We start from the raw sequence: 26,788 nt of genomic DNA on the forward strand, positions 1-26,788 counted from the left end.
CTGATAATTAGTAGTTGATGGTTGTTTCTTCATGGGCAATCACTTGGTAAGGTTGATCTTTGACTAGTATCGTTGTGTCTTGTGAGGGACAAATACGAACAGACTGTTTTGAAACGGTCAAATGATAGTGAATTCCTTTGTGATCGATGTTAAAAGTCATATCAGCCCAATTTTTCGGTAAATTAGGTTTGATCGTAAGGTCGTTCTTTTTGATATCGATCCCAGCATAAGTGGTGAGAGTAACATAGATCGTTGCCGCCATAACCCCTGTATGGATACCTTCTGCGGTCGTTCCGCCCTGGATATCCTGATAATCTGAATGTAAAGCCTCTTGATACAGCTTCCAAGACAAGTCATGAAAAGCAACCTCTTCAGCTAGCTGAGCATGAACGATTCTTGAGAGTGTAGAGCCGTGAGAGGTTCTATCTAGATAGTACAAAAGATTTTTTTCAAGATAATCGGCAGGTAGATCGTAGCCAAGCTCTGCTAAAATTTCATCAATCTTTTCTTTGTTTAAATTATAAAACAACATTAAAGTATCTGCTTGTTTGGCCACTTTATAATCATCTGGCGACTGTCCTTCCGCTTTTAAAATCCGGTCCATGCGGTAAATATTGCCATATTTTTCTTTTGCTTGTTCCCAATCGACTTCTTTTAAGGCAAAATAGCCTTCATATTGGGCAATGATCCCGTCTTCATTGATTTCGAGAGCTAGACGCTTACGAATATCTTTCATTTTTGCCAGATTTTCTTGTGTAGTGTGCGTTTTATTAAATAATGCTGTCTGTTCTTGCGTATTTAATAGTGAAAGGATATTTTCTAACTCTTCAAATAACCAAACAACCATGATATTCGTATAAGCATTGTTTTTCAAACCACTTTCTGTGCTGTTAGGGTATGCTTCGTGAAATTCATCTGGTCCCATGACTTTGTCGATAAAGTAGCGGTCCGTTTTTTCATCGAAAGTTGCGGCACTGCGCCAGAAATTCGCGATTTCCAGCAACATTTCAGCACCATAAGCTTTGATGAATTGATCATCGCCAGAGTTGTTCCAATACATCCAGATATTGTACGCGATTGCGAGTGACACGTGACGCTGCAGAATACTGTGATCTTCGCCCCACTCGCCGTTCAGTGGATTCAAATGAAGTTTTTGGGTGTCCTCACTACCATCAAGGCCAGATTGCCACGGATACATAGCACCGTCATAGCCACTTTCCTGAGCATTCTCTTTTGCTTTACTTAGGCGATTATACCGATACATCAAAAGCTGTTTCGCTGTATCAGGGAAATGTAGAATATAAAAAGGTAAGATAAAAATCTCATCCCAGAAAATATGACCGCGATAGGCCTCACCATGCAAGCCACGAGCAGTGACAGAAACGTCCAACTGATCATTACTGAATGGAGACGCTGAAACAAGTAGATGATAGGTGTGGATCCGTAATAATTTTTGAGACATCAGGTCGCCTGTCACTTGAATATCTGCTTTTTCCCATAGTTCTTTCCAAGCATGCTTACTTTCAGCAAATTCTGAATCAAAAGAGGTAGCTTGAGCAGCGGGATTTTCCCAAGTTGCTTCAGCTATGGAAGCTTGGACTTGGACGTGCTTTTCAAGCGTATACGTCTTGTTTTGTTCGGCATAAAATAAAATCTCTTGTTCGATCTTTTTGTCGTTTATCGAATGTCTGATGGTATCGGCTTCAAAAAAATCACCAATGATTTTGGCTGACTGACGGATGCTAATGTTTGAATGATTGGTTTGCACTTCTAGTATTGTTTTATTTTTCTCTGCTTCTAAGTGTGTGATATGAAAGTGTTTAGCCGTTAGGTTGCGGTATCTTTCAACATTAAAGTTATAGACAGAGCCGTCAGTTTCAATCTTGAGTGTTATATCTTTAGAGAAGTTCAACGGGGTGACTGAATATTTGATACTATAGTTATTCATTTGTGCCATGTTTACGATTTTATGCGCGGTGATTTTCACTTGATGCTGGTGTGCATCTTCAATGATCATATGAGAAGTGAATAAGCCGCTTTTTAAATCTAGATTCCGGTGTAGGTGATGTAATACCGCATTTTCAAGCGACAACCATTCATCTGTTCCAGCAACTTTGATACTAATATATTGGTTGTTCGGCGTGTTGACAAAGTCTTCGTTTTCAACAATTTGACCTGCAATCTCTGATTGCTCTTCATTGTAAAGACCAGCAATATAAGTGGCAGGATAGTGCTCTTTTGTAAGAGTCATTTCGGGTATCGTACCACGCAATCCCATAAAGCCATTGCCTGTTGTCAGTAATGACTCAACGGAATATTCTTCTTTGCCAGGTGTGTATCCGAAATAATCTAAGTGCCAAGTAGAATACTCGGCTTTTTCCTTAAATGCTGTGGCTAAATCTACGGCAGCAAGCTGCTCAGAAATTGTAAGAATTGGGCAATTCAGTAATTCCGAAAAATGTTTGATAAGATTTTCGACACCTGCATTTAAAGGCGTTACATGTGGGTTTTCAATATAAAATTCGGGTGGGATTGTATCTAAAACGGCACCACTGATGGTTGGAAACTGCTCGTTGATCCGCACGGCTAAGTGTTCAATTGTGTTTGGAACATCAAAATCAGAGAATGAAAATTCCTGTTGGGACACATGTAGCTGCTGTTTTTTTTCTTGAACATATAAAGTATCTTGTGTAAGTGAGAGGAATAAATAGTGCATAGTGGTGACTCCTGACTAAGATTTATTTTTTAACTTGTATAGACATGTTGTTGTTTTCGTTTTCATTATAATATGAATTGTTTCTAAATACAAGCAAAGGTGCAAACAAAATGTTTTAGTTGAGGCGTTTAGTCATTGAGAATGCTATTTTTTTAGAGGAGAATGTGCTATCATTTTCTTTGAGTATCCTAGGGTGGAGGGGTGGACATGAATAAATTTCATGATATATTTTTAGAACTTGAGAAAGGCATTCTGGAAGGAGATTATCAACCAGGAACATTACTGCCAAGTGAAAATCAATTGGTTGAGCAATACTCTGTTTCAAGAGAAACGATCCGTAAAGCATTGAATTTACTAATCAACGCAGGGTATATCCAAAAAAAGCAAGGTAAAGGATCGATCGTTTTAAATGTCAGAAAATTTGATTTGCCGATTTCTGGAGTAATCAGTTATAAGGAATTACAGAATGCCCAGCAAATACATAGCATAACCAGAGTTGTAGAACTGGAAGAAGAGAAAACCAGTGAATCATTAGCACGTTTGACTGGTTGGCAGAAAGATGCTGCGGTTTGGCGTCTTGTGCGCCAAAGAGAGATCGATGGAGAAGTAGTGATCGTTGATATTGATTACTTACTAAAAGAAATTATTCAAGAGTTGCCTGAAGAGCGGGCAGCTGATTCTATTTATGACTATTTTGAGAACGATTTAGGTTTGGCCATTAGCTATGCACAAAAAGAGATCACCGTCGAAGCGGTAACAGAAGCTGATCAAAAGTTGATGAGCATTAATGAGGATACCCACGTTGTAGTTGTTCGCAGTGTTGTGAGTTTAGAAGATACGCGTTGTTTTGAGTACACGGAATCAAGGCATAGACTGGATAAATTCAAGTTTGTTGATTTTGCTAGAAGAAGAAAAGCATAAAGAAAGACTGGGACATACCTCTTCGAGTCACTTCCCAGTCTCAAGGAATTCTAATAAACGGTGGGAGCAGAAGCAACTACTACGTTACACTTCGATCACATCAAATTCTAAGTGTTAAAGCACTAAGAGTTGAAGGCTTCGCAAATAAGCTGAAATCGCTGTAAAATACAGCGAGGTACAGGCTGATGTAGAACAGTCTCTACTTGTTCTCGGAGTTAAACGCTTCTGTCCCAACCTCAGGAGATGAGCGCACTGTGTATATAGGTATAATCTATTTTATTGTCATTATTTTAGCGAATACGGTTGGTGCTATTTCGGGTATGGGTGGCGGAGTGATCATCAAGCCTGTACTAGATACGTTGCATTTTCACCCGTTGGCAGCTATTTCATTTTATTCTAGCGTAGCAGTTTTTACGATGTCGATTGTTTCTACACTGAGGCAGCTGAAAAATGGCTTAAAGCTGCAAATGCCAATTGCTGTATTAGTCTCTTTAGGTTCTGTAATAGGCGGGATTTCTGGGAATTCGGTCTTTGAATCCTTGCTGCGGTTATTTTCTGATGAAAAATATGTTCAATTGATCCAAATCATTTTGACGATTGTAACGCTGGTATTTGCTTATTTCTATACAAAGATTGGCAATGAGCGTTCCTTAAGGTTGTCTCGTCCCATCTGGTATGTGATTGTCGGGCTATTTTTAGGCTTTATTTCTACTTTATTGGGAATTGGCGGCGGACCGATCAATGTGGCATTATTGATGCTGTGTTTTGGGATTCCGATTAAAGAAGCAACTGTTTATTCGATCATTACGATTTTCTTTTCGCAGGCAGCAAAATTATTTACGATTGCTCAAACAACGGGCTTTGGGCGATTCGATCTAGCTATCTTATTGTATGTGATTCCAGCTGCTATTTTAGGTGGTTTTGTTGGGGCATTGATTAGTGGAAAAGTTTCTTCTGAAAGAGTGACGCAAGTGTTTCAGCTTGTCATTCTTTTGGTATTGCTGTTAAATCTGTGGAATGGCGTACAATTGTTCATTTGATAACTCAAACGATTATTTCTACACTAGTATGAAGTGCTAAGGAGGTCATGTAATGGAATATCATGTAAAAAAATTTACGCAGTTGACGACTAAAGAATTTTTAGAAATTGTCAAGCTTAGAATTGCTGAGTTTGTGGTTGAACAAAACTGTCCCTATCAAGAGGTAGATGACGCCGACGAATTTGCTTGGCATACTTGGCTGCAGGATGGGCCAGATATTGTCGGTTATACTCGAATCATCGATAAAGGAGAGACAGTGAGCTTTGGCAGAGTAATCGTAAATCCAGATTATCGTGGAAAAAAATTAGGAAATAAGCTTTTAGAAGAAACATTGAAAGTAATCGAGGAGCATTATCCAAACCGACCAATCATCATTGGTGCCCAAGCTCACCTGACAGAGTTTTACGGGGCTTTTGGGTTTGAAGCGATTTCTGATGTATATTTAGAAGACGATATTCCTCATATTGATATGAGAAGAGACGAAATAAAAAGTTGGCACGCATGAAAAAATGTGTGTCAACTTTTTTAACTATTTTGATTCAGCCTGCTTTATTGTAATCAAAAAAACTTTCCCAAAAAATGCAGAGTGCACTTGTTAGGAAAGTTTGCTATTGTACTAATTTGAGTTATTCTTCAATCTTCTTAGTAGTATCTTTTATAACACCACTTGTTTTCGCAGTATTTTGTGCTGCTAGTAAATCACGGATTTGTTCTAATAAATCATCCGTTGTCGGTCCAGTAACTTCTTCTTCCCCATCTTGTGGTTTTTTCTTCATCTTGTTAACAGCTTTTACAATCAGGAATAAAACAAAGGCGGTAATTAAAAATGTAATAAGAGCACTGATCACATCGCCAATATTGAATGCTACACCTTTAACATTGAAAACAAGTGCTCCTAATGCATCATCGGCACTTTTTTCTCCAGTAGTCAATACGAAAACTAAACTAACGAGCGGCGTAATCAATCCGTTAACGATTTGCGTAACAATGGCAGTAAAAGCAGACCCAATAACGACCCCAACAGCTAAATCTAGGACATTTCCACGCATAATAAATTCTTTAAATTCTTTAATCATAAGTTCATCCATCCTTTCTCAAGTTCAGTATACAAAAGAAATAAAAAAAATTGAAATGAAAGACTCTTACATCGATGAAAGACCATTGAGCTGTGCTATAATTAAATAGTTATAGAAAATCTTAAAAAAACATTTAAAAGCGGCCAGATGATTGTATTTCATGCTGGGCTTTATTATGATGAAAAGCAAAGAGGAGCTGACAAGATGCCGATTGCATTAGCACAAGGGGTCAACTTACATGTTGTTCCAACAGAAAAATACAAGACAGTGCGTATTTTAGTTCGTTTCAATACGCGTTTAGATAAAGAAACGATCACAAAACGGACACTTTTATCCAGTTTGATGGAAACCAATAGTTTGAATTATCCAGATCAGGTGAAGTTGAGCGGAAAATTAGCAGAGCTATACGGAGCTAGTTTTGGAATTAACGTGAATAAAAAAGGCAATTTACATTGGTTGAATCTTTCATTGAACTTAGTCAACGATAAATATTTGGAAAATAGTCATGTTTTGGTAGATGCAGTTGCATTTTTAAAGGAAATTTTATTTTACCCTAATATCATTGACGGGCAATTTGAAGCTGAAACATTCCAACGTGAAAAAGAAAATCTAAAGGCCTATTACGAAAGCATTTCAGAAGATAAACAAGTCTATTCTTCTTTAGCGTTGCAAAATTTGTATTTCAGCCAATCAGAAGATCAAAAAATTCCAAGTTTTGGTACCATTGAAGATTTGGAAAAGGAAACTGCAGCTAGTATTGCAGCGTATCATCAGCAAATGATCCAAGAAGACCAAGTGGATATTTTTGTCTTGGGAGACGTGGATGAGGCTGAGATGAAAGCCTTGTTTAGTAAGTTGCCATTTTACGATCGAGCAGCTGGAATTGCAGATATTTTTTATGCACAGCCGTCTAGAAACGTGATCGAAGAACGTTCAGAACAAGAACAACTGGCACAATCAAAATTAAATTTAGGGTACCATACTGATGTTTATTATGGTGATGAAAACTATTTTGCGTTGCAAATTTTTAATGGTGTATTCGGAGGTTACCCGCATTCTAAATTATTTATGAATGTTCGTGAAAAAGAAAATTTAGCGTACTATGCTTCAAGCAGTATCGATACCTTCCGTGGATTATTAAGTGTTCAGACGGGGATCGACGGCAAGAATCGGAATCAGGTACTTCATTTGATTGCGGCTGAGTTGGAGAATATCCGCCAAGGAAACGTAACGGATTTAGAAATTGAACAAACGAAAGCAATGTTGAAAAATCAATACCTACTTTCTTTAGATAATGCAGGGGCTGTATTGGAAAATGAATATTTAAATGATTTAATTCCTCACCTTCGTTTAAAAGATGACGAGTGGATTCGCCGGATGGAAGCAGTAACGTTAGCCGATGTTCAGCGAGTTGCCAAATTGGTGCAATTACAAGCCATTTTCTTTTTGGAAGGAGAAAAAGTTGATGAATAAAAAAGAATATTCCCAAATCAACGAAGTCCTTTATACAGAAGTGTTGGATAATGGATTGACCGTTTATTTGTTGCCTAAAAAAGAGTACAACAAGACCTATGGCTTGTTTACGACAAACTATGGTTCGATTGATAATGAATTTGTTCCGATCGGGGAAAAAGATTTTGTGAAAGTCCCAGATGGAATCGCGCATTTTCTGGAACATAAAATGTTTGAAAAAGAAGATGGCGATGTTTTTCAACAATTTGGTCGTCAAGGTGCGTCTGCTAATGCCTTTACAAGCTTTACCAAAACGAGCTACTTGTTTTCAACAACAGATCAGGTAGAGAAAAATTTAGAAACGTTATTAGATTTTGTTCAAGATCCTTACTTTACCAAAGAAACGGTAGAGAAAGAAAAAGGGATCATTGGACAAGAAATCCAAATGTATCTAGATGATTCTAACTGGCGCTTATTTTTCGGCACATTAGGTAATCTGTACCCAAAACATCCATTGCATATTGATATTGCTGGAACCGTGGAAAGTATTGATGAAATCACTGCAGAGGATCTATACACTTGTTACAATACATTTTATCATCCAAGTAACATGACATTATTTGTTGTTGGGAAAATGGATCCACAAGAGATGATGACGTTTATCCGCAACAATCAGTCTGCTAAAGAATTTACCAAAGCGGCACCGATCAAGCGGCATTTTCCTAAAGAAACAGCAGCAGATATCATTAAGGAAAGCTCGCTTGAGATGGCCATTAGCCGTTCAAAAGTTATTGTTGGGTTGAAAGGCTTAGATGAGGTTCCGGAAGACGGCAAAGAACTACTTAAATACAAAACCACAGCAAACTTATTATTCCAGTTGTTATTCGGTAATACATCTCAAAACTATTTGACTTTGTATAATGAAGGATTATTGGACGATAGTTTCGGGTATGAATTTAGTTTAGACCGCAGCTTCCATTTTGCTGATTTTGGCGGCGACAGTGATCAACCTGAGCAATTAGCAGAGCGAATTGAAGAAATCCTTTTAAACGTTTCTGAAAGTTCGGAATTAACGGATGAGAATCTGACCTTACTGAAGAAGAAAATGATCGGAAAATATTTCCAATCGTTAAATTCATTAGAATATATTGCCAATCAGTTTTCACAATCACTGTATGGTGAGACGACATTGTTTGACACGCCAGAAGTAATTGAAAGTATTCAATTGGCTGATGTGAAAGAACTGGCGCAGCGCTTTATCAACAAAGATGGTTTGAGCCGTTTTTATATGTACCCTAAAAAATAAAAAGAGTGCTATTAAAGATTAATCTTAATTTTTTAGTTCTGATGATTTTCCTGATTTGTGAGAAAATCATCAGAACTTACAATAAAGAAACAAGCTGTGAGGGGAATAATGAATAGCGCATCAACGAACATAGTAAAGACTTGTTAGAAATCATTTTATGTTAAATAAAAAAAGTCCGATATTTAGTGGAAAACTTTCAAAAATGTTATGCTCATCAGTATTTTTTTATGGTATCCTTAGAATACTAGGTGAATAGAATATTTGATTTTTTTGATCAGACGATTTTAGAAAATAACTTATTTTACCGTAATTGTAATACATAAAGCAGACACCAATTTTAATGCTTAATAAAGAGCAGTCAAAGAAGTGTCTATTCAGAGATATTTATGAGATAAGTAAACTACAAGATTGAAGATTTACCTAATAAATCAGGTAAGTAAAATTGAGAAATTAGAGAGACTGGAGAAGATGGACGAGTGGCCAGCGTAAATATAGGGAAAAAATTAAGAGATGCACGACTGCAGCAAAATATGTCTTTAGACGAGCTGCAGCAAATTACAAAAACACAAAAGCGCTATTTAATCGCTATTGAAGAAAACGATTTTGATTCTATGCCAGGCACTTTTTACGTGCGCGCATTTATTCGTCAGTATGCAAGTGCAGTAGGCTTAGATGGCAATGAATTAGTAGAAATTTATGATGGAATCGATGAGCCAGAAGACATAGAATCAGCTGTTCAGTATGAAACTTTAGATGAATCAAGAACTCAAATGTACGATGAAAACAGTCAAACAAAACGTTTTATGCGAAGTTTACCTGCAATCATTTTTTCTTTGATTGGTTTAGCAATTGCAATTGTTGTGTTTTATATTACTTGGCAAGATCAACAGGCGAGCCCTATGATCCAGCCGCCAGCTTCTGAAATAATCAGAGAATCTGATTCAGAACCAAGCTCTGAATCAAGTCAGGCACCTGTTTCAAGCAGTACAGAGGCGTCAACGTCAAGTTCATCATCTGAACCTAAAGCGCCAACTGAAGTGAATTTTATTAGTGAATCAGGAGTGACTGTAAATATGAGTGCGACAAATGTTGCCACTCCAGCCAAACTTGAATTTAATGCTGTTACTGCGCCTTGTTGGGTGGGCATCTATATTGCTACAGCAGCTAATAATGACAATGGTTACTTTTATCAAGAGACAATTCAACCGGGCCAGCCAAAATCTGTTGAAGTTCCAGCAGGTACAACTCAAATAGTTGTGAGCCTAGGAGCATCTGAGTACATGGAATTTAAATTAGATGGCCAAAAAGCGGAATTTAACCCTAATAATACTGGTATTGGACAAAGAAATATCAATATGACTCTTGCCTATGCGCAAACTGGGCAGTCAGAACAACCGGAACAATCTCAGCAACCACAATAAACAATAGACGACTTTACAAATCTGTAAAAAATAACTGAGTTTGGCACAAAAGCCTTTAACTCTTAGCATTCTAGCGGTTGAAGAAAGTGCATCAAACAAAGCGCAGTAGTTGTAACTGAACCGCTTGTGATTGGGATTGAGACATGACTCAAAGAGTTGCGTCTCAATCCCTTAAAATATGAATAAACACTTTTTTCTCAACCTAAGTTATCTGTTTTTTAAGCTATTTCAATTTGTTTAGCTTTTAGAAGTAGAAAAGTGTCGTTTTTAGTGACATGATCTCTAAGATAACGTAAAATAAGTAAAAGAAGAGAGGGGTAACAGGCATTGAACTTACCAAATAAATTAACAGTTATTAGAATATTTATGATTCCTATTTTTATTGCTGTCGTTAGTATACCGATGGATTGGGGTACTATTACAATAGCAGGAACATCTTTAGCAGTCACACAATTGGTTGGAGCAATCATTTTTGCAGTGGCAAGTATTACCGACTGGCTAGATGGAAAAATCGCCCGAGCACGAGGCTTAGTGACAAATTTTGGTAAATTTGCCGATCCATTAGCAGATAAAATGTTAGTCATGACAGCTTTTATCGTTTTAGTGGGACAACACAAAGCACCTACTTGGGTCGTTGCAATCATTGTATGTAGAGAACTAGCTGTGACAGGTTTGCGTTTGCTATTAGTTGAAGGCGGGGAAGTGATGGCAGCTGCTTGGCCGGGAAAAGTTAAAACGGCAACACAGATGGTTGCGATCATCCTATTGTTTATCAATAATATTCCGTTTGCGGCTATTGGTTTTCCAATAGATCAAATTATGTTATATATCTGCTTGATCTTTACAATTTATTCAGGAGTCGATTATTTTGTGAAAAATGCAGACGTATTTAAGGGCTCAATGTAACGACCATTTAATCGAATTAATAGCAAAAAACTAACTTTTCTACTGATTTTATAGTAAAAAAGTTAGTTTTTTTTCGTTTTTATAAATATTTTTTTGTAGAAAATCGGTATACAATCCCTTGTTAAATCAGCGTTTTTCAAAAATTTCGAGATTTTTGAAAATATTTGATGCTACTATTTATAAAATAATAGTTTACTTTTTAGAGAAGTGTGGTTATAATTTGTGTATCGGAACTATTATTATATGAACAGTAGTATTCGAACAAAAAATAATTGGAGGAATTTATAATGAACAAATTTGTAAAAGGTGCAGTAGTTGCTGGTTTAGCTTTATCAATCGGAGGAACAGGATTTTTAGCGACAGCTACTCAAGTACATGCTAATTCAGCACAACTTGTAGATAACACTGCAAAAATCAATGCGTTGATCCAAGAAAAACAAGAAGCAATCAACAAGAAAAAAGTTAGTCGCGATTGGCAAGAGCAAAAAGCGTTAGGTATCCGCATCGGCGAAATCGAACGTGAAATCCAAGCATTGAAAAAAGGCGGTTCAACAAGTGGTTCAACTGGAAACACTACAACACCAACAACGCCAGGTGAAGATACAGCATCAAAAATCCAAGCATTGATCCAAGAAAAACAAGAATTGATCAACAAGAAAAAAGTTAGCACTAACTGGCAAGAGCAACAAGCATTAGGCATCCGTATTGGTGAAATTGAACGCGAAATCCAAGCATTAAAAAACGGTAGCTCAACAGGTGGTTCAACTGGAAACACTACAACACCAACAACACCAGCAACGCCAGGTGAAGATACAGCATCAAAAATCCAAGCATTGATTCAAGAAAAACAAGAAGCAATCAACAAGAAAAAAGTATCACGTGATAAAAATGAACAAAAAGCATTAGGCATCCGTATTGGCGAAATCGAACGCGAAATCCAAGCGTTGAAAAACGGTAGTTCAACAGGTGGTTCAACTGGAAACACAACAGCACCATCTACACCAGTTGAAGATAATGCAGCTAAAATCCAAGCATTGATCCAAGAAAAACAAGAATTAATCAACAAGAAAAAAGTATCACGTGATAAAAACGAACAAAAAGCTTTAGGCAAACAAATCGATCAAATCGAAAAAGAAATCAAACAACTAAAGAAAAATAAATAATTCCCTAATAACTAACTAATTATTAATTCTCAACTTTCTTACCCAAATTTGTGTGAATCTTATAAAAAAAAATTTTTGCTAACCCATATTGGCAAGGATAGATAAAAGAGCCTGGGACATAACTTTTCAAGTTATGTCCCAGGCTCTTTTTATCCGAATAAACGGTGGAATCAGAAGCAATCCCTTCGGAAATAAGCTGAAATTCACAAAAATTTGAAGAGCAATTTCCGTGAATTCCTTCTTATTTCTCGGGATTAGACGCTTCTGTCCCAACCTCTTCTATATCATAATATGAATAAAGAGAAGACAGCCCTTTTTTGATAGCAGCTGTCTTCTTTATTTTATCCAATTAAATCCATGGTCCAACAAGCACTGTATAAACACTTAAACCAATTCCTACAAGGATCAAAAGGATCCCAATGATCAATAAAGTACTGAATCTCTTAGTGCTTCCAGTTACTGCAGGTTCTTTTTTTAACAACTTGGATAAAGCTGCAAATAGGAGACCTAAAATAATCAGTAAACCATTAACAAAAAAGGTTGATAAGCCATTCTTTTTAGAGCCGTTTTTTAAGAGTGTCGCATTTTGTAGTGCTTTTAATTTCTTCGCATATTTAAAGCTGACACTAGGTGCTTTGATCATAGGCGAGACTTGGGCAAGACCTGTATCCATCGTCACGTTGTCAGCAGCTAGCTTAAAGGCTGGCTCAGTATTTCGTTGGATTACGCCATAAAAGTCTTGATCTAAAATAATTTCTTCTTGATTGACAGTATTGTTTCCCTTAGATAGTAATTTTTTATATTCATAAGTAGCAAACGCTCGGTCAAAAATCGCATTACCAAAAGCGTGACGCTGTAATTCACCTTCTTGGTCTTCCCAATTTCCCACGCCCAGTACGATTTCAATCAAACGTGTATCTTCCCGCTTGGCAGTTGCTGCATAGTTAAAGCCGCCAGTTGGACTAGAACCAGTTTTTAAACCGTCAGCGCCTTCATAGCCATATGCTAGGCCAGGTAAAGAATAGTTGTGATTTTCTAAAACTTCTGCGTAAGGTGTATTTTCCATGATTGTGATTTGAGTTGGACTAGTATAGCTCACTGTATCTGGATAATTTTTAAGTAAATGATAAGATAAAATAGCTAAATCTCGAGCTGTAGTCACATTATCGGCATTTTGGTCGATCCCTTCAGGTTTATAATAGCCATTGAAAGAGCCTGTTTCAGCGCCGCTGCAGTTATAAAAAGTTGAGTTGGTCATACCAAGCTCTTTGGCTTTATCGTTCATCATATGGATGAATTTTGCCTCATCGTTAGCTGTTACAAGGTTTGCTAACATTACAGTCGCAACATTTGATGATTGAACCAGTGTGGCATAAAGCAGATCTTTGACTGGGTAGTCTACACCGGAAACAATTGAATTGTTACTTAATTCGTAAATCTGTGAAATCGCTTGATCACTATCTGTTGCTTTGATGGTTGTATCTAAAGTGAATTTTCCTTGATCGATCGCTTCGAAAACTAGATAAACAGACATTAATTTAGCAATACTGGCAGGGTTCCATTTTAAATCGGGATTGTCTTCCCAAAGGACCTGTCCGGTTTGCGCTTCGATGACAATCGAAGCTTTTGGTTTATAAACCTCATCCGTTTGATAGCCCGCGTTTTGGGTGATTGTCAGAATATCTTCTTGGGCATAGGCGCTAGTAGCCGTAAAAATGCCTGAAAAATAGCTGATAGTCAATATTAGCGAGCAGATTTTCAGTAATACGTTTCTTTTCTTCATATAAACATCCTTTGTAATTAATCGAGGTTAAGAATAGAAGCGCTTAGCTTTTTTTTAAAAAGTTGCGTCTAGTCTCATTGTTCAGGTTCTTCTAAGAAAGTAGGAATATTTTTGAATGCTTCTCGATTAGAATAATGAATCATTTCTTCATCGACTTCTTCCCAGTTTGGGCCAAAAACATGCTCTAATCTTCCGTAATCATCAAAGATAAGGATCAGTTTTTCTTCCTTTTCTTGATTTTGATCAGAGACAATAAATCTCAGTTCAGGCTGTTTTACTACGTAAGGAAATCCTCTTCTCAAATGATCAGAGATGGGTTCATCCAGTTTCTTCTCTATGACCATTTTCATGTTTCCTGAAAGGTAGTCAGTGTATTTTAACAGATTTTGCTGTTTTTTGTCAGGGAATAGAAATTTTTTAAAGAAAATAGTTGTACTACTCTCTGCATTGGTTTTGATTAAATTTTGCTGCTAATTCAGTAGTTGTAGCGGGTAGAGTGAAATCCTCATTGTCTATTAAACTATCGTTTTTTACTAAAGTCAATGCTGAATCGAGAGCGGTTTTTAACTGCCGGAATTCCTCTGGTTGTGCACCTGGAATGAGCAATTTTAACTTAGCAGCATAAGCCTGTTTAATCGCTTGTCGGAGCGATGCTTAAAATTTTCCAGGAGCTCATAACCAGAGTCCTTTTTCAAGTTCGTTGAGTTGCTGCGTTAATTCAGCAGCAGTTCGCTTCGTTAAAATTTCTTCTTGTTTTTCTAAGACATCTCTAAAATGAAATAATAATGCTTGAACTTGCTCCCGCTGCATACCAGTTGTTTCAGCATAGAGTCTTTCTAAACGGGCAAGTAATAAACGGTTTTCAGCACGATCTCGTGGATGAACTTTCAAGGAATTTAACTTCGCTAAACTTTCCTTCATCTGCTGTGAAGTCAATTTACCAGGAGCACTTTCAATGATCAACTGCTTAGACCGGCCGCTCAGGTCAGTGACAATTACTTCCAAGAGTCCATTAGAGTCATAGGTGAAGCGACAGTCAATAGGTGTGTTTTCAGGTCCTTTTGGAATTTTTATTTCTAATTCCCCAATTTTTAGATTATCTTTTGCCATTGGATTTTCTCCTTGGTAGATAGAAAAGGCAACATACTCTTGATTATCTCTTAGTGTATAAAATGTCTTCATTTTACTGACAGGAATCGTGGTATTGCGCTCAATGATCGGAGAAAAAACGCCGTCGATATACCCCGTACTTGTTTGACTTACTGAATCAACGCCCAATGTATGACCGCAAACGTCTGTTAAAATCATTTCACTGACCATCGAGCGATCCTGTTTTAGAGCGGCTTGAATGCCTGCACCGCGTCCAACAGCCTCATCTGGATTGATTTGTGTATACGGTATTGTTTTTAGTAAACGAGCAAAATAGTTTCGCACAATTGGATTTTTCGTTGCACCGCCAATCAAAATCACTTGATCTATTTCTTGAATGTTGATATGTCCATCGTTTAAAACGCGCCCGACAGGTTGCCGCATTTTGGCTAACAGTGGTTCACATAGCTCTTTGTAGCGTTCCTGTGTAAGCGTATAGGAGTACGTGTGGTCTTCCCAGTCAAAATCAAACGAACAAACATCCTGTGTAGTCAGTGTCAGTTTCAATAATTCAGCTTTTTGATATAGAACGGATTGTATTGTTGCAGCTAAAACGGTACCAGTCAATTTATGCTCACGCAGGCAGTCTTGAACGATCACATGCGTAAAATCTTCACCGCCTAAGTGATTATCTCCAGCAATAGCTTCTACCTGCATTACGCCGTCAAACATTTCTAATAAAGAGACATCAAAGGTGCCACCACCCAAGTCAACGACTAAGATGGATTGATCTGCTTCTTTATGAAAGCCATACGCCATCGCCGCAGCGGTAGGTTCACTAATCAAATTTTGCACCGTCAGTCCCGCTAGCTTCGCCGCTTCAATCGTAGCCTCTCGTTGAATATTGTTAAAGTAGGCCGGTACGCTGATCACAACTTCATTGCAGGTTTGCTTCAAAAATGCTTCAGCATCTTCTTTTAAACTACGCAGCACTAATGAAGACAATTCAACTGGTGTAAATGAGTGTCCGCCTAAATCATACTTTTTATCGGTTCCCATAAACCGTTTAAAAGTTGCTGCTGTTAATTGAGGGTGGCTGATCAGACGCTCCTTAGCGATTGCGCCGATTAAAATATCCCCATTATCATCGACACCTACAACAGACGGTGTTAAAGCTTGATCAAATTGATTATTGATCAATTGAACGTGCTCTCCGTCCCAAAATGATACCAAACTATTCGATGTTCCTAAATCAATCCCTATTATCCCCATATTATTCTCCTTTGTTTCCCAACCTCTATGTAATTCTATAAAAATTATACATATTCATTTTACGTGAAAAGCGAACAAAAATGTGTGTTTTTTATATATTTTTAATAAAAAGTAATTTTTGAAGAATTTTGGTATACTTTAACAGATGGAGGTGTTTGTAATGAGAAGTGAGCGAATGGTTGCTTCAGAATGGAAAATATTCTCTAAGTATTTTTCTGGAAGTATTCAGCTACTGCCTTTTTATGAGACGCATACCTTAGCAAGGCAGGTTTTTAGTAGTAAGGTTCGAGCAAATAGTGATACGTCTTACGTTATTTATAGAGGAAAAGTTCCTTGCCTGTTTATAACAATAACAGCAGGTCAAGTGACGAATATATTGGCTCAAGAAACAATCCAATTAAGTTGGGGAACTATTTTTTTAGTTGTGGATAAATTGTTTAAACAAAACTTTCAGCCGACGATTTCATTTACTTTTCCACAGGCGCTTACCATACATTTACAGGAAGTATTTTTAAAACACGGTTATAAAGTGATTGAAAATAAATCTGTTCGTAAAGACCTAGCGTATCATACTGGGTTGATTTTAGGCGGAGGAGGAGCTAGGGGCGCTTATCAGATCGGCGTTTGGCAAGCATTAAAAGAGTTGAATATTTCAATTGAAATCATTACTGGAACATCGGTCGGTGCGCTGAATGGAGCCTTGATTTTGCAGGGGGATTTTGAAGTGGCGAAGGATATGTGGGAAAAAATCGATACACAAAAAATCCTTTCATTTCCAACCATGGACGTCTCCAGCGAGACATTAGGCGGTCTGATGAGCCAAATCGGCTCTTTCACCCGCAGTGCGATCCAATCGAATGGTGTCTCCACACAACCGCTGAAAGATCTGATCCAAGAGACCTTTTCACAAGAAAAAATGCAGCAAGCGGCCACCGACTTTTATTTAGTTACAACTGAATTGCCGAGTATGCAGGAAAAAGAGATTCGTTTTAAAAGCTGTCACAGTGATCAATGGCAAAGTTGGCTGCTGGCTTCAGCCTCGTTCTTTCCAGCCATGGCAGCAACAAAAATTGCAGATAAGTATTACGTAGATGGTGGCTATCGGAACAATATTCCCGTTGATTTGGCACTATCTGCCGGTGCAACAGAATGTATCATCGTGGATGTAAAAGGGCCAGGAATCATGAAACCAGTAAAAATCCCGACAGTAGTCAATTGTTTGAACTTGCAAACGCCTTGGACAATGGGGGCCGTGCTATTATTTGATGGTATACGCTCAACTCGAAATATCCAATTAGGCTACTTAGAAACAATGAAGACCGTGGGTAAAAAATATACAGGCTATTGGTATACATTTGCTGAAACACTGAGTGACGTGACGGCATTTCAACAGACATTTTTTGCTTATATAAAAGAAACGTATCAAATAAAATTATGGAATTCTATGGAACAAAAAAATAAAATCTGTAAGAAATTGCGTAGAGTTTATAAAGACAGGGTGTATACAGAAAATATCGGATTAGTTTTAATCGAGCTGTTGGCAAAAAGCCAAGAGATATCTGCTTATAAGCTATATACAATTAAAGAGTTAGCGTCTATTATGCAGCAAAGCGAACATGGGAAAACGGATCTAGTGAAGAGTATTGGTATGATTTCTGTACAAGAATGGTTGAAAAAATACTATGAAGATTACTTTTTACTTTCTGATAAACAACAGGTATCATTGGTGAACGAACTGTTAGAGTCGAATGAACAAGAAAAGCCTCAGCGGATTGCTTTCTTATTAGAGAAAATACCTGTACAAGTATTACAAATTTTAATGAGAGAATTTATAAAACAAGGAGTGAAGGAAAAATGAAGCAAGAATTTTCATATGAAATCGTAGAAGAAATTGCCGTTTTATCAGAAAATACACAAGGTTGGCGGAAAGAATTTAATTTAGTTAGTTGGAACGGCCGCCCACCAAAATTTGATTTAAGAGACTGGTCGGCAGATCATGAAAAAATGGGTAAAGGAATCACACTGACCAATGAAGAGTTTGAAATTTTATCTAACGCAATAAAATCTATGTAGAGAGGACACCCTGTCAATGAAAAGTATGACTGGTTTTGGAAAAGAATCATTTTTAAACGATACCTATCAAATTGATGTAGAGATTAAAAGTGTGAATCAACGCTTCTTAGATATTCAGTTACGTATGCCTAAAGAGGTCAACCCATACGAAATGGCTATTCGTCAAATGATGAAAGAAACATTGCAACGTGGCCGGATCGAAGTTTATATTAATAGTAACAAAACTGGCAGCGGCAACAAAGAAGTGTTGATTCATTGGGAACTGATCCATCAATTGTTAGGGGAAATTCAACAAGAGTTAACAGCTAATTATCCACAAGCAGAATTTGATCCTGTAAAAAATATCAATCAACTGTTGAACAATTCAGATTATATCGAGGTCACAGAAAAACAAGAAGTAGATGAGGCGTTTGGTTTATTAGTTTTAGATGTGGCAAGAAAAGCAGTTGAACGAATCGATGCAAGTCGTCTACAAGAAGGTCAAAAGATCCAGCAAATTTTGACTACATATAGTCAAGATTTCATCGATTTAGTTCATACATTATCTGGATTTGTGGCGATTTATGAAAAAGATTACCGTGAAAAATTCGAAGCGCGGCTGAATGATTGGTTAGGCAGTCAAGTCGACGAAACGCGTTTGTTGACGGAACTGGCGATTTTACTTGAAAAAGGGGATATCCATGAAGAATTGGATCGTTTAACAATTCATGTGGATAAACTACAAGAACTATTGATCCAATCAGAACCAGTCGGGCGAGAATTAGATTTTCTGATTCAAGAGATGAATCGTGAAGTCAATACGATCGGTTCTAAATCAAGTCCAATCGAGATCAAAAACATCGTCGTTCAGATGAAAACGATCCTCGAAAAAATTCGCGAACAAATTCAAAATGTCGAATAATGGAAAATAGTTTGTGATTCTATTTTTTAAAGCTATAATTAAAAATAATACAATAAAGAGGTGAATAATTATGTCAAAATATTATGATGTAACATTCCATGAGCTGAGCGGAAAATCCGTGGTAAAAAGAGAAATCATTTCGGATAAAGAACCGTTTAATGTTTGGGAAGATGCGTGTGTGTCAATTACTGAGGATAGCTTAAATATTCGAGTGAATGAAGAGACATATGTGACGTTGAACCGTCGTTTCGTTGTCCGAGTGGATGTTGAAGAAGTGGATGGACCTGTGGATAAAAAAATCAAACGCCATGATGAGATCATGGGTGTTGTGAATACTTTATCGAATATGGGATTTTAAAATAAGTTAAAAAAAGGTGGGAAAAGCGTAGTATTGCTTTTCTCACCTTTTCTTATAAGAAAATCCAAACGCTGATCGCGGATAAAATCAAGAGAACACCTACCGTAAATAACAAACGAGTTGTTGTGGTGGATGTTTTGCGGCTACCTCGTCTGACTCCAGCCACTCGTTTTCTAAAGACTCTAGAAAAAACCAGGAGTAAGATGCCAAAGACCGCTAAAATACTACTAACCAAATAGTTATGGTCAGCATTTTTTGTGGTTGAAGGCTGACGCGTATTTTTTTTAACTGACTCGTTATCCACAGCTTTTGGTTCGGATTCCTGATAGCTGACAGTTTGAACAGGAATCTCTGGTGAAACTTGACCGTAATCGCTTTTTAAAGCTAATTGCCCATCTTTCAGCGTAAAACTAGGCTCAGTATTTTTTTTAATGAAACCATAAAAATCCTGTTCTAGGATGATTTCTTTTTGATCAATTGTGTTTGGTCCTTTGGAAAGTAATTTTTTGTATTCATACGTAGAAAATGCGTGATCCAAAATCGCATTACCTGCTAGATGCCGCTCGTATTCTCCAGCTTGATCTGACCAATCGCCGACCCCTAAAATAACTTCTATGAGTCGGACATCCCCTTTTTTCGCTGTGGCGATATAATTAAAGGCGCCAGTCGGACTTGAACCAGTCTTTAATCCATCTACGCCGTCATACCCATATTTCGCCCCAGGTAATGAGTAATTATACGTTTCGAAGGTTTCCTCGTAAGGTGTGTCTGGCATGGTCTTAACAACGGGTTTGCTGGTGAACTGCAAAATATCGGGATATTTTTTAATTAAATTATAGGTCAAAATGGCTAGGTCTCTGGCTGTGGATTTATTTTCTCCATTGGGATCGATTCCGGGTGCTTGGTACAAACCGTCAAAAGCGCTGATTTGTGCACCGCTACAGTTAAAGTAAGTGGTATTACTCATACCTAATTCTGCAGCCTTATCATTCATTTTACGAATGAAATCAGCTTCATCGTTGTCAGAAACTAAATTTGCCAGCATCAGTGTGGCAACGTTTGAAGAAGGAACAGCAACCATAGAGAATAGATCGCGAACAGGGTAGTCGACCCCTAAAGAAATTTTATTATTGCTTAATGCATAAATTTGAGAAATGGCAACATATTGTTCTGTTGCTGTGACCGTTGTATCTAGATTGAATTTTTCTTGTTCCATCGCCTCAAAAGCTAAGTACATGGTCATGACTTTAGCAATACTTGCAGGACTCCATGATAAATCAGGCTGATCTTCCCATAGAATTTGACCAGAATCAGCATCAATAACAATCGAAGCTTTTGGACGATAGGGTTCTTTGACTGGAAAACCCGATTTTTCTGCAAAATCCAGTAAATCTTCTTCAGCATGATTTATCTGGGGAAAACTCCCGAGTAAAATACAAGCAAGTAGTAAGAGGCAACTGGTCGTCTTCAAAAGTGTTTTTCTTGTGAACATAGAGTTAAATCCCTTCATTTTTTAATACGTTTACTTAATTAAACAGGTTAGTTATTTTATTGTGAAAATGAGTAATAACTTTATTCTACTTGAAAAGTAGGGGTGCTGTATACTTTTTTTGAGAATTTTATTATCAGACGGTTAAAAATTTGAGGTTCTGGTTATACTAGGATTAGCTAGCATAATGTTAGAATTAAAGCGAAATATGTTTTTTTGAAAATAATATAGAGTAAAACCTTGAAAATTGCTGGAAAAAAGTGCATTATAGAACTAATACTTTATTAACTTATAGTTGTGCAGACGAACAACTCTGTCCAGCTTTTAAATTATCTAGCTTCACAGGTTAGTCTCTCGAAAAAAAGACAAAATAGTCTCATGGCAAAACAATGCCATAAGCCGATTTTTCTATTTTTCATTCGAGACTAGGCGAACCTCTTTAGCTTTTAAACTATCTAGCTTCATGAGTTAGTCTCTCGGAAAAAAGATAAAACCTGAATGAGGCAGAAAGCGCCTCAGTCCTGTTTTCCTATTTTTCATTCGAGACTGAACGAACTCATTCAGCTTTTAATGAAAGGAAGTCATCATGTCAGAGCGTGGGTTATTAATTGTACTATCGGGTCCTTCTGGAGTTGGTAAGGGAACAGTGCGAAAAGCAATTTTTGATAGTGAAGAGAATGATTTTCAGTACTCGATTTCTATGACTACCCGTAAAATGCGGGAAGGAGAAGTAGAAGGAGTAGATTACTACTTCCGCACAAAAGAAGAATTTGAAGCAATGATCGAAGCAGGTGAGATGCTGGAATACGCACAGTATGTAGGAAATTACTACGGAACACCGCTAACTTACGTCAACCAAACGCTTGATAAAGGAAAAGATGTCTTTTTAGAAATTGAAGTCCAAGGTGCTGAACAAGTCAAAGAACAAGTGCCGGACGGCGTATTTATTTTTTTAACACCGCCAGACTTAGCTGAGTTGAAATCACGAATCGTTGGTCGGGGAACAGATGACCATGATGTGATTGAAGAACGAATGCGTGTGGCTCGGGAAGAAATCGAAATGATGGCATTATATGATTATGCCGTTGTGAACGATGAAGTACCGTTGGCTGTGAAACGAATCAAAGAAATTATCGCGAGTGAACATTTTCGCGTTGATCGAGTAATTGGTAAATATATTAAAATGTTGAAGGAGATGTAGCTTTATGATGCTAAAACCATCTATTGACTCATTATTAAAAGAAGTACCATCAAAATATTCACTTGTTATTCTAGCAAGTAAACGTGCCCATGAATTAGACGAAGGTGCACAACCAACGCTAGAAAGTTTTGAATCTGTAAAAAGCGTAGGCCAAGCCTTAGAAGAAATCGATGCCGCAACAGTGATCAACGATCCACGTCCAGAAGAAAAACGTGAAAGAATGCGTATGGCAAAAGAAGAGCAAAAAATGAGACACGAACAAGAACAAAAAGAACTTGAAAATCGCATCCGCGACGAAAAAAGTTTATAAAAGTATAAGCAACTGAGATGAGACTATATAGAGTTTTCATCTCAGTTTTTATATGTGTGAAAAGCAATAAGCAAACAAGTGCTTTAATTTTTGGTAACAGAAATCAGAGGCACAAGACAAATGTCGGATTCTTTAGTACAATAAGCAAAGAAAAGCAGAACGAATCGGTTACTCCACGAGAAAATTAGGAATCTGAATGTGGAATGCTTTTTATTCCATGTGAGGATTGTCTATTTTCCTAGTGGGGTGATTCGAGAAGCTAGATCAAAAGAAAAGCAGAACGAATCGGTTACTCTGCGAGAAATTTCGAAAGCCGATTATGGTGTTCGTTTAGCTCTAAAAAATCAGTACTATAATTATAGAATGGAGGAATGTTTATGAGAAAAGCGGCACAAGTAATCGTTGATGTACCAACGATGCAGACTGACCAACCGTTTACTTATTTGATTCCTTTTAACTTAGAACAACAATTAACGATTGGTATGCGGGTGGAAGTTCCATTCGGTAATGGTAATCGGCATCTGCAAGGGTTTGTTTTAGCAATAGATGAAGTCTCCGATGATGTGATTGCGGCACAAAAATTTGAATGGAAAGAGATTCTTTCTGTTTTAGACTTAAAACCAGTACTCAACACTGAACTGCTAGAGCTCGCTGATTATATGAAGGAAAAAACATTTGCCTTTAAAATTACTTGCCTGCAAACAATGCTGCCGAGTGTGATGCGTGCAGATTACAGTAAATACATATATTTAACAGATGAATTAGAAGAAAGCATGCACAATGAGCTATTCTATGGGTTAGATGAAATTGCTTGGGAAGATGCCTTAGCTCGAAACATTTTACCCCAATTGATGCAGCTTAGAAAACAGCAAAAAGTGGATATTCGCTATGAAGTGAATACGCGTAACAGAGTCAAAATAATTCGCTATATAAAAACATTGAAAGATTTTGAACAGTTAGAAGAAGCGCGAATGGAACTTAGAAAAGGTTCGCAGAAGAAAGAACAGCTGATCAATTACCTACAGCAACTAGGTTTGGAAAAAATGACCACAGTTAAAGAAATGAAAGAGCTTGGTTTTAGTACAGCTGTGTTGAATGATGCTGCAAATAGGCAGTGGCTGACTTTTATTGAAACTGAAGCTTATCGTGACCCGTTTGCCGATCACACATTTGAAAAAACGACAGCATTAGCTTTAAATGATGAGCAGCAAGTAGCAGTGGATAAAATTCTAGGATCTGTAAATCAAGGTACAAGCCAAACCTACTTATTGGAAGGCATCACCGGTAGTGGGAAAACTGAGGTTTATCTCCAAGTGATCGCAGAAGTATTGAACCAAGGGAAAACAGCTATGATGCTTGTTCCAGAAATCTCATTGACACCGCAAATGGTCCATCGTTTTAAAAGCCGTTTTGGGGAGCAGGTGGCAGTGATGCACAGCGCCTTGTCTCAAGGTGAGAAATACGATGAGTGGCGTAAAATCGAGCGTGGTGAGGCACAAGTCGTCGTTGGTGTGCGCTCTGCTATCTTTGCTCCTTTGGAAAATCTTGGTGTCGTGATTATTGACGAAGAACACGAAGCTAGCTATAAACAAGAAGAAACACCACGTTATCATGCACGAGATCTAGCCATTTGGCGAGGAGCTTATCATCATTGTCCAGTAGTGTTAGGGAGTGCGACTCCTTCACTAGAAACACGGGCGCGAGCACAGAAAAATGTCTACGAACGATTAGTATTATCGAAAAGAGCCAACCAGACTGCGACGTTACCAACAATCGATGTGGTAGACATGCGTGAAGAGATTCAAAATAAAAATACCTCCTCTTTTTCGCTAGCACTTCAAGAAAAAATCCAAGATCGTCTAGCTAAAAAGGAACAAAGTGTTCTTTTATTAAACCGTCGAGGCTATTCCTCTTTTGTGATGTGCCGAGATTGCGGGTATGTTTTACCTTGTCCAAACTGTGATATTTCCTTAACATTGCACATGGATACAAAAACAATGAAATGTCATTACTGCGGCCATGAAGAACGTATTCCTTACCATTGTCCACACTGTGGCGGCGATAAGATTCGGTATTATGGAACTGGAACCCAAAAGGTGGAAGAAGAACTAAAAGCTCTTTTCCCTGAAAGTCGTGTTTTGCGGATGGATGTAGATACAACACGGCGAAAAGGCGCACATGAGAAGATTCTGACGGCGTTTGGCAATCATGAAGCAGATATCCTGTTAGGTACACAAATGATCGCTAAGGGACTGGATTTTCCTAATGTGACATTGGTTGGCGTATTAAATGCTGACACAGCCTTGAATCTTCCAGATTTTCGTTCGAGTGAGCGGACCTTTCAGTTATTGACTCAAGTTAGCGGACGGGCAGGACGGGCAGAAAAGCCAGGAGAAGTGATCATTCAGTCCTTTAATCCAGAACATTATGCGATCCAATTAGCCAAAGCCCAAGATTATGAAGACTTTTATCAAAAAGAAATGTACGTACGCCACCGCGGGGATTATCCGCCATTTTTCTTTACAGTACAAATTACTGCAAGTCATCCTGAAGAAAATCAAGCGGCTAAGCAAATGTTTGAAATAGTGAAAGAATTAAAAGAAGGCTTGTCAGACCAAAGTATTTTGCTGGGGCCAACGCCTAACGCGATTATGCGAGTCAATAATCGTTACTTTTATCAAGTAATCATTAAATACAAAAGTGAACCAAATTTACAAAACATCTTAAAAAAAATACTGACTGACACTCAAAGAGCAACAGCGCACGGCTTGAAATTATCGATTGATGCTGAGCCGATGAATTTTATATGAGCTCTTAGTTATATCAAGCATCATAGTGTGACTATAATGATACTTGATCCAAAGAAAGGAAAACCTTATGCGCTATCCAATAGTGATACACCCTAATGAACGTTTAAAACAAAAGGCAAAACCAGTGACGATGATCACTGATGAAACAATTACTCTGTTAGAGGACATGTATGAAACGATGATTGCCCACGACGGAATCGGCCTGGCCGCTCCTCAAATCGGTAAAAATTTTCAACTTGCTGTGATCGAAGTGGATGAAGAAACAGGCTTGTTTGAATTGATCAATCCTGAAATTATCGAGCGTAAAGGCACAGATATCGATGTGGAAGGCTGCTTAAGCATTCCAGAAACATACGGAACAGTTGAGCGGGCAGATGAAGTAACCGTACGTTATTTTGATCGTGAAGGAGATGAGGTCGAAGTAACTGCTTATGGTTATCTTGCCCGAGCTTTTCAACATGAGATCGATCATTTGAATGGTGAATTATTTATCGATAAAATCATTGACCCAATTAAACCAGAAGATTTAGATGCATATATGGAGGAACATTTAGATGACTAAACTAATTTTTATGGGGACACCAGCATTTTCTGTGCCCGTTTTAGAAGGATTGATCGAAAATGGTTATGAAATTCAAGCGGTAGTTACTCAACCGGACCGACCTGTCGGACGAAAAAAAGTAATCACGCCAACTCCTGTAAAAGAAGCCGCAGTTAAGCATGGCTTACTTGTTTTACAGCCAGAAAAAATCTCAGGATCACCTGAAATGGAAACGATTATCGAACTTGCGCCTGATTTGATTGTGACAGCTGCTTTTGGTCAATTTTTACCAGAGAGGATTTTAAATGTTCCTAAATTTGGTGCAGTCAATGTCCATGCGTCTTTATTGCCAAAATACCGCGGTGGTGCGCCTGTTCATTATTCGATCATTGAAGGAGAAAAAGAAACAGGTGTCACAATCATGGAAATGGTGAAGAAAATGGATGCTGGGGATATTCTTTCTCAAAAGGCGATTCCAATCACTAAAACTGATGATGTGGGGACGATGTTTGATAAATTAAGTCTTGTAGGGAAAGAATTGTTGTTAGAGACCTTGCCTAAAATTTTAGCCAATGAAATCACGCCGATTCCTCAAGATGAAACAAAAGTGACGTTCTCACCGAATATTACAAGAGAGCAAGAACGCATCGATTGGCAGAAAACAGCTGAACAAGTCGATAATCAAGTGCGTGGAATGCGTCCATGGCCGACAGCATTTACGACTTACAAAGAAACAAACTGGAAATTATGGGCAGTCACACCGCTAGCTGAAACGACTGAGGCTACACCTGGGACGATCATAAAACGCAGTAAAAAAGAACTATGGATCTCTTGTGGAGAAGGAACGGTTCTTTCAATAAATGTGATTCAACCATCTGGTAAAGGAAAATTATTCATCCAAGATTTCTTAAACGGAGTCGGTAAAACAGTCGCAGAATCAGATAAGGTGGGCTAGTCAAA

General features: G+C 37.8%; 23 protein-coding genes. 17 read left to right on the plus strand and 6 right to left on the minus strand.

From position 1 onward, the window contains the following. Positions 1–7 precede the first annotated feature (7 nt). Positions 8–2,716 (minus strand): glycoside hydrolase family 65 protein, encoded by a 2,709-nt coding sequence (locus tag RV15_RS05855; protein WP_071877122.1) that lies wholly within the window; start codon positions 2,714–2,716, stop codon positions 8–10. Between the two features lie 207 nt (positions 2,717–2,923). On the opposite strand from RV15_RS05855, the gene treR reads away from it, so the two are divergent. The 3 genes from treR to RV15_RS05870 all read left to right on the plus strand — a co-directional run bounded on the left by treR (position 2,924) and on the right by RV15_RS05870 (position 5,182). Then, positions 2,924–3,637 carry a trehalose operon repressor gene (gene treR, locus RV15_RS05860; protein ID WP_071877123.1) on the plus strand — a complete coding sequence of 238 codons (714 nt, stop codon included), beginning with the start codon at positions 2,924–2,926 and terminating at the stop codon, positions 3,635–3,637. 254 nt (positions 3,638–3,891) lie between these two features. Beyond that, positions 3,892–4,677 (plus strand): sulfite exporter TauE/SafE family protein, encoded by a 786-nt coding sequence (locus RV15_RS05865; protein ID WP_071877124.1) that lies wholly within the window; start codon positions 3,892–3,894, stop codon positions 4,675–4,677. 52 nt (positions 4,678–4,729) lie between these two features. Then, the gene (locus RV15_RS05870) at positions 4,730–5,182 is read left to right on the plus strand and encodes a GNAT family N-acetyltransferase (RefSeq protein ID WP_071877125.1); all 453 of its coding nucleotides are present in this window, start codon (positions 4,730–4,732) and stop codon (positions 5,180–5,182) included. A 121-nt stretch (positions 5,183–5,303) separates the two neighbouring features. On the opposite strand, the gene mscL is transcribed toward RV15_RS05870, so the two are convergent. Then, positions 5,304–5,753 carry a large conductance mechanosensitive channel protein MscL gene (mscL, locus tag RV15_RS05875; protein WP_071877126.1) on the minus strand — a complete coding sequence of 150 codons (450 nt, stop codon included), beginning with the start codon at positions 5,751–5,753 and terminating at the stop codon, positions 5,304–5,306. 204 nt (positions 5,754–5,957) lie between these two features. On the opposite strand from mscL, the gene yfmF reads away from it, so the two are divergent. The 5 genes from yfmF (at position 5,958) to RV15_RS05900 (ending at position 12,001) form a co-directional block, all read left to right on the plus strand. After that, on the plus strand, positions 5,958–7,226 hold the full coding sequence (yfmF, locus tag RV15_RS05880) for an EF-P 5-aminopentanol modification-associated protein YfmF (RefSeq protein WP_071877127.1): 1,269 nt from the start codon (positions 5,958–5,960) through the stop codon (positions 7,224–7,226). Next, complete coding sequence (yfmH, locus tag RV15_RS05885) at positions 7,219–8,511, plus strand: EF-P 5-aminopentanol modification-associated protein YfmH (RefSeq protein WP_071877128.1); 1,293 nt, start codon at positions 7,219–7,221, stop codon at positions 8,509–8,511. Before yfmF ends, yfmH begins: the two co-directional genes overlap by 8 nt. A 476-nt stretch (positions 8,512–8,987) precedes the next feature. Further along, positions 8,988–9,932 (plus strand): helix-turn-helix domain-containing protein, encoded by a 945-nt coding sequence (locus RV15_RS05890; protein WP_071877129.1) that lies wholly within the window; start codon positions 8,988–8,990, stop codon positions 9,930–9,932. Between the two features lie 327 nt (positions 9,933–10,259). Continuing rightward, on the plus strand, positions 10,260–10,838 hold the full coding sequence (gene pgsA, locus RV15_RS05895) for a CDP-diacylglycerol--glycerol-3-phosphate 3-phosphatidyltransferase (protein ID WP_071877130.1): 579 nt from the start codon (positions 10,260–10,262) through the stop codon (positions 10,836–10,838). Between the two features lie 287 nt (positions 10,839–11,125). Next, positions 11,126–12,001 (plus strand): hypothetical protein, encoded by an 876-nt coding sequence (locus tag RV15_RS05900; RefSeq protein WP_245791256.1) that lies wholly within the window; start codon positions 11,126–11,128, stop codon positions 11,999–12,001. Positions 12,002–12,350: 349 nt separating this feature from the next. On the opposite strand, the gene RV15_RS05905 is transcribed toward RV15_RS05900, so the two are convergent. The 3 genes from RV15_RS05905 to RV15_RS05915 form a co-directional block, all read right to left on the minus strand. After that, positions 12,351–13,742, minus strand: coding sequence for a DUF1958 domain-containing protein (locus RV15_RS05905; protein ID WP_245791258.1), 1,392 nt, complete (start codon positions 13,740–13,742; stop codon positions 12,351–12,353). Between the two features lie 116 nt (positions 13,743–13,858). Next, positions 13,859–14,128 (minus strand): hypothetical protein, encoded by a 270-nt coding sequence (locus RV15_RS05910; protein WP_071877132.1) that lies wholly within the window; start codon positions 14,126–14,128, stop codon positions 13,859–13,861. A gap of 328 nt (positions 14,129–14,456) precedes the next feature. Continuing rightward, positions 14,457–16,145 carry a molecular chaperone HscC gene (locus RV15_RS05915; RefSeq protein ID WP_071877133.1) on the minus strand — a complete coding sequence of 563 codons (1,689 nt, stop codon included), beginning with the start codon at positions 16,143–16,145 and terminating at the stop codon, positions 14,457–14,459. Positions 16,146–16,305: 160 nt separating this feature from the next. On the opposite strand from RV15_RS05915, the gene RV15_RS05920 reads away from it, so the two are divergent. The 4 genes from RV15_RS05920 to RV15_RS05935 all read left to right on the plus strand — a co-directional run bounded on the left by RV15_RS05920 (position 16,306) and on the right by RV15_RS05935 (position 19,477). Beyond that, positions 16,306–18,003, plus strand: coding sequence for a patatin-like phospholipase family protein (locus RV15_RS05920; protein ID WP_071877134.1), 1,698 nt, complete (start codon positions 16,306–16,308; stop codon positions 18,001–18,003). Then, positions 18,000–18,218: a YdbC family protein gene (locus tag RV15_RS05925; RefSeq protein WP_071877135.1), complete on the plus strand. Its 219-nt coding sequence runs from the start codon at positions 18,000–18,002 to the stop codon at positions 18,216–18,218. The genes RV15_RS05920 and RV15_RS05925 overlap by 4 nt, the downstream gene beginning before the upstream one ends. A 16-nt stretch (positions 18,219–18,234) precedes the next feature. Next, positions 18,235–19,119, plus strand: coding sequence for a YicC/YloC family endoribonuclease (locus RV15_RS05930; RefSeq protein ID WP_071877136.1), 885 nt, complete (start codon positions 18,235–18,237; stop codon positions 19,117–19,119). A gap of 70 nt (positions 19,120–19,189) precedes the next feature. Further along, positions 19,190–19,477: a hypothetical protein gene (locus RV15_RS05935; RefSeq protein ID WP_071877137.1), complete on the plus strand. Its 288-nt coding sequence runs from the start codon at positions 19,190–19,192 to the stop codon at positions 19,475–19,477. A 52-nt stretch (positions 19,478–19,529) separates the two neighbouring features. Here RV15_RS05935 and RV15_RS05940 read toward each other — a convergent pair whose 3' ends face one another. Continuing rightward, positions 19,530–20,969, minus strand: a complete 1,440-nt coding sequence (locus RV15_RS05940; RefSeq protein WP_071877138.1) for a DUF1958 domain-containing protein — start codon at positions 20,967–20,969, stop codon at positions 19,530–19,532. Positions 20,970–21,552: 583 nt separating this feature from the next. Here RV15_RS05940 and gmk point away from each other — a divergent pair. The 5 genes from gmk to fmt all read left to right on the plus strand — a co-directional run bounded on the left by gmk (position 21,553) and on the right by fmt (position 26,783). Continuing rightward, a complete protein-coding gene (gene gmk, locus RV15_RS05945) occupies positions 21,553–22,167 on the plus strand; it encodes a guanylate kinase (protein WP_025870287.1) in 615 nt (204 codons plus the stop codon). A 4-nt stretch (positions 22,168–22,171) separates the two neighbouring features. Next, on the plus strand, positions 22,172–22,477 hold the full coding sequence (gene rpoZ / locus RV15_RS05950) for a DNA-directed RNA polymerase subunit omega (protein WP_025870285.1): 306 nt from the start codon (positions 22,172–22,174) through the stop codon (positions 22,475–22,477). Positions 22,478–22,854: 377 nt separating this feature from the next. After that, positions 22,855–25,287, plus strand: a complete 2,433-nt coding sequence (priA, locus tag RV15_RS05960) for a primosomal protein N' (protein WP_071877140.1) — start codon at positions 22,855–22,857, stop codon at positions 25,285–25,287. A 67-nt stretch (positions 25,288–25,354) separates the two neighbouring features. After that, a complete protein-coding gene (def, locus tag RV15_RS05965; RefSeq protein ID WP_071877141.1) occupies positions 25,355–25,849 on the plus strand; it encodes a peptide deformylase in 495 nt (164 codons plus the stop codon). Next, positions 25,842–26,783 carry a methionyl-tRNA formyltransferase gene (fmt, locus tag RV15_RS05970; RefSeq protein WP_071877142.1) on the plus strand — a complete coding sequence of 314 codons (942 nt, stop codon included), beginning with the start codon at positions 25,842–25,844 and terminating at the stop codon, positions 26,781–26,783. Before def ends, fmt begins: the two co-directional genes overlap by 8 nt. Positions 26,784–26,788: the final 5 nt, after the last annotated feature.

The sequence above is a fragment of the Enterococcus silesiacus genome, assembly GCF_001886225.1.
Lineage (GTDB): Bacteria > Bacillota > Bacilli > Lactobacillales > Enterococcaceae > Enterococcus_L > Enterococcus_L silesiacus.

Coding starts and splice junctions, on each gene's coding strand:
- RV15_RS05935 (WP_071877137.1), top strand. CDS start 19,190: ATGTCAAAATATTATGATGTAACATTCCATGAGCTGAGCGGAAAATCC.
- RV15_RS05930 (WP_071877136.1), top strand. CDS start 18,235: ATGAAAAGTATGACTGGTTTTGGAAAAGAATCATTTTTAAACGATACC.
- yfmH (WP_071877128.1), top strand. CDS start 7,219: ATGAATAAAAAAGAATATTCCCAAATCAACGAAGTCCTTTATACAGAA.
- RV15_RS05915 (WP_071877133.1), bottom strand. CDS start 16,145: ATGGGGATAATAGGGATTGATTTAGGAACATCGAATAGTTTGGTATCA.
- RV15_RS05940 (WP_071877138.1), bottom strand. CDS start 20,969: ATGTTCACAAGAAAAACACTTTTGAAGACGACCAGTTGCCTCTTACTA.
- treR (WP_071877123.1), top strand. CDS start 2,924: ATGAATAAATTTCATGATATATTTTTAGAACTTGAGAAAGGCATTCTG.
- fmt (WP_071877142.1), top strand. CDS start 25,842: ATGACTAAACTAATTTTTATGGGGACACCAGCATTTTCTGTGCCCGTT.
- mscL (WP_071877126.1), bottom strand. CDS start 5,753: ATGATTAAAGAATTTAAAGAATTTATTATGCGTGGAAATGTCCTAGAT.
- RV15_RS05925 (WP_071877135.1), top strand. CDS start 18,000: ATGAAGCAAGAATTTTCATATGAAATCGTAGAAGAAATTGCCGTTTTA.
- rpoZ (WP_025870285.1), top strand. CDS start 22,172: ATGATGCTAAAACCATCTATTGACTCATTATTAAAAGAAGTACCATCA.
- gmk (WP_025870287.1), top strand. CDS start 21,553: ATGTCAGAGCGTGGGTTATTAATTGTACTATCGGGTCCTTCTGGAGTT.
- RV15_RS05855 (WP_071877122.1), bottom strand. CDS start 2,716: ATGCACTATTTATTCCTCTCACTTACACAAGATACTTTATATGTTCAA.
- RV15_RS05920 (WP_071877134.1), top strand. CDS start 16,306: ATGAGAAGTGAGCGAATGGTTGCTTCAGAATGGAAAATATTCTCTAAG.
- RV15_RS05910 (WP_071877132.1), bottom strand. CDS start 14,128: ATGGTCATAGAGAAGAAACTGGATGAACCCATCTCTGATCATTTGAGA.
- yfmF (WP_071877127.1), top strand. CDS start 5,958: ATGCCGATTGCATTAGCACAAGGGGTCAACTTACATGTTGTTCCAACA.
- RV15_RS05900 (WP_245791256.1), top strand. CDS start 11,126: ATGAACAAATTTGTAAAAGGTGCAGTAGTTGCTGGTTTAGCTTTATCA.
- def (WP_071877141.1), top strand. CDS start 25,355: ATGCGCTATCCAATAGTGATACACCCTAATGAACGTTTAAAACAAAAG.
- priA (WP_071877140.1), top strand. CDS start 22,855: ATGAGAAAAGCGGCACAAGTAATCGTTGATGTACCAACGATGCAGACT.
- RV15_RS05870 (WP_071877125.1), top strand. CDS start 4,730: ATGGAATATCATGTAAAAAAATTTACGCAGTTGACGACTAAAGAATTT.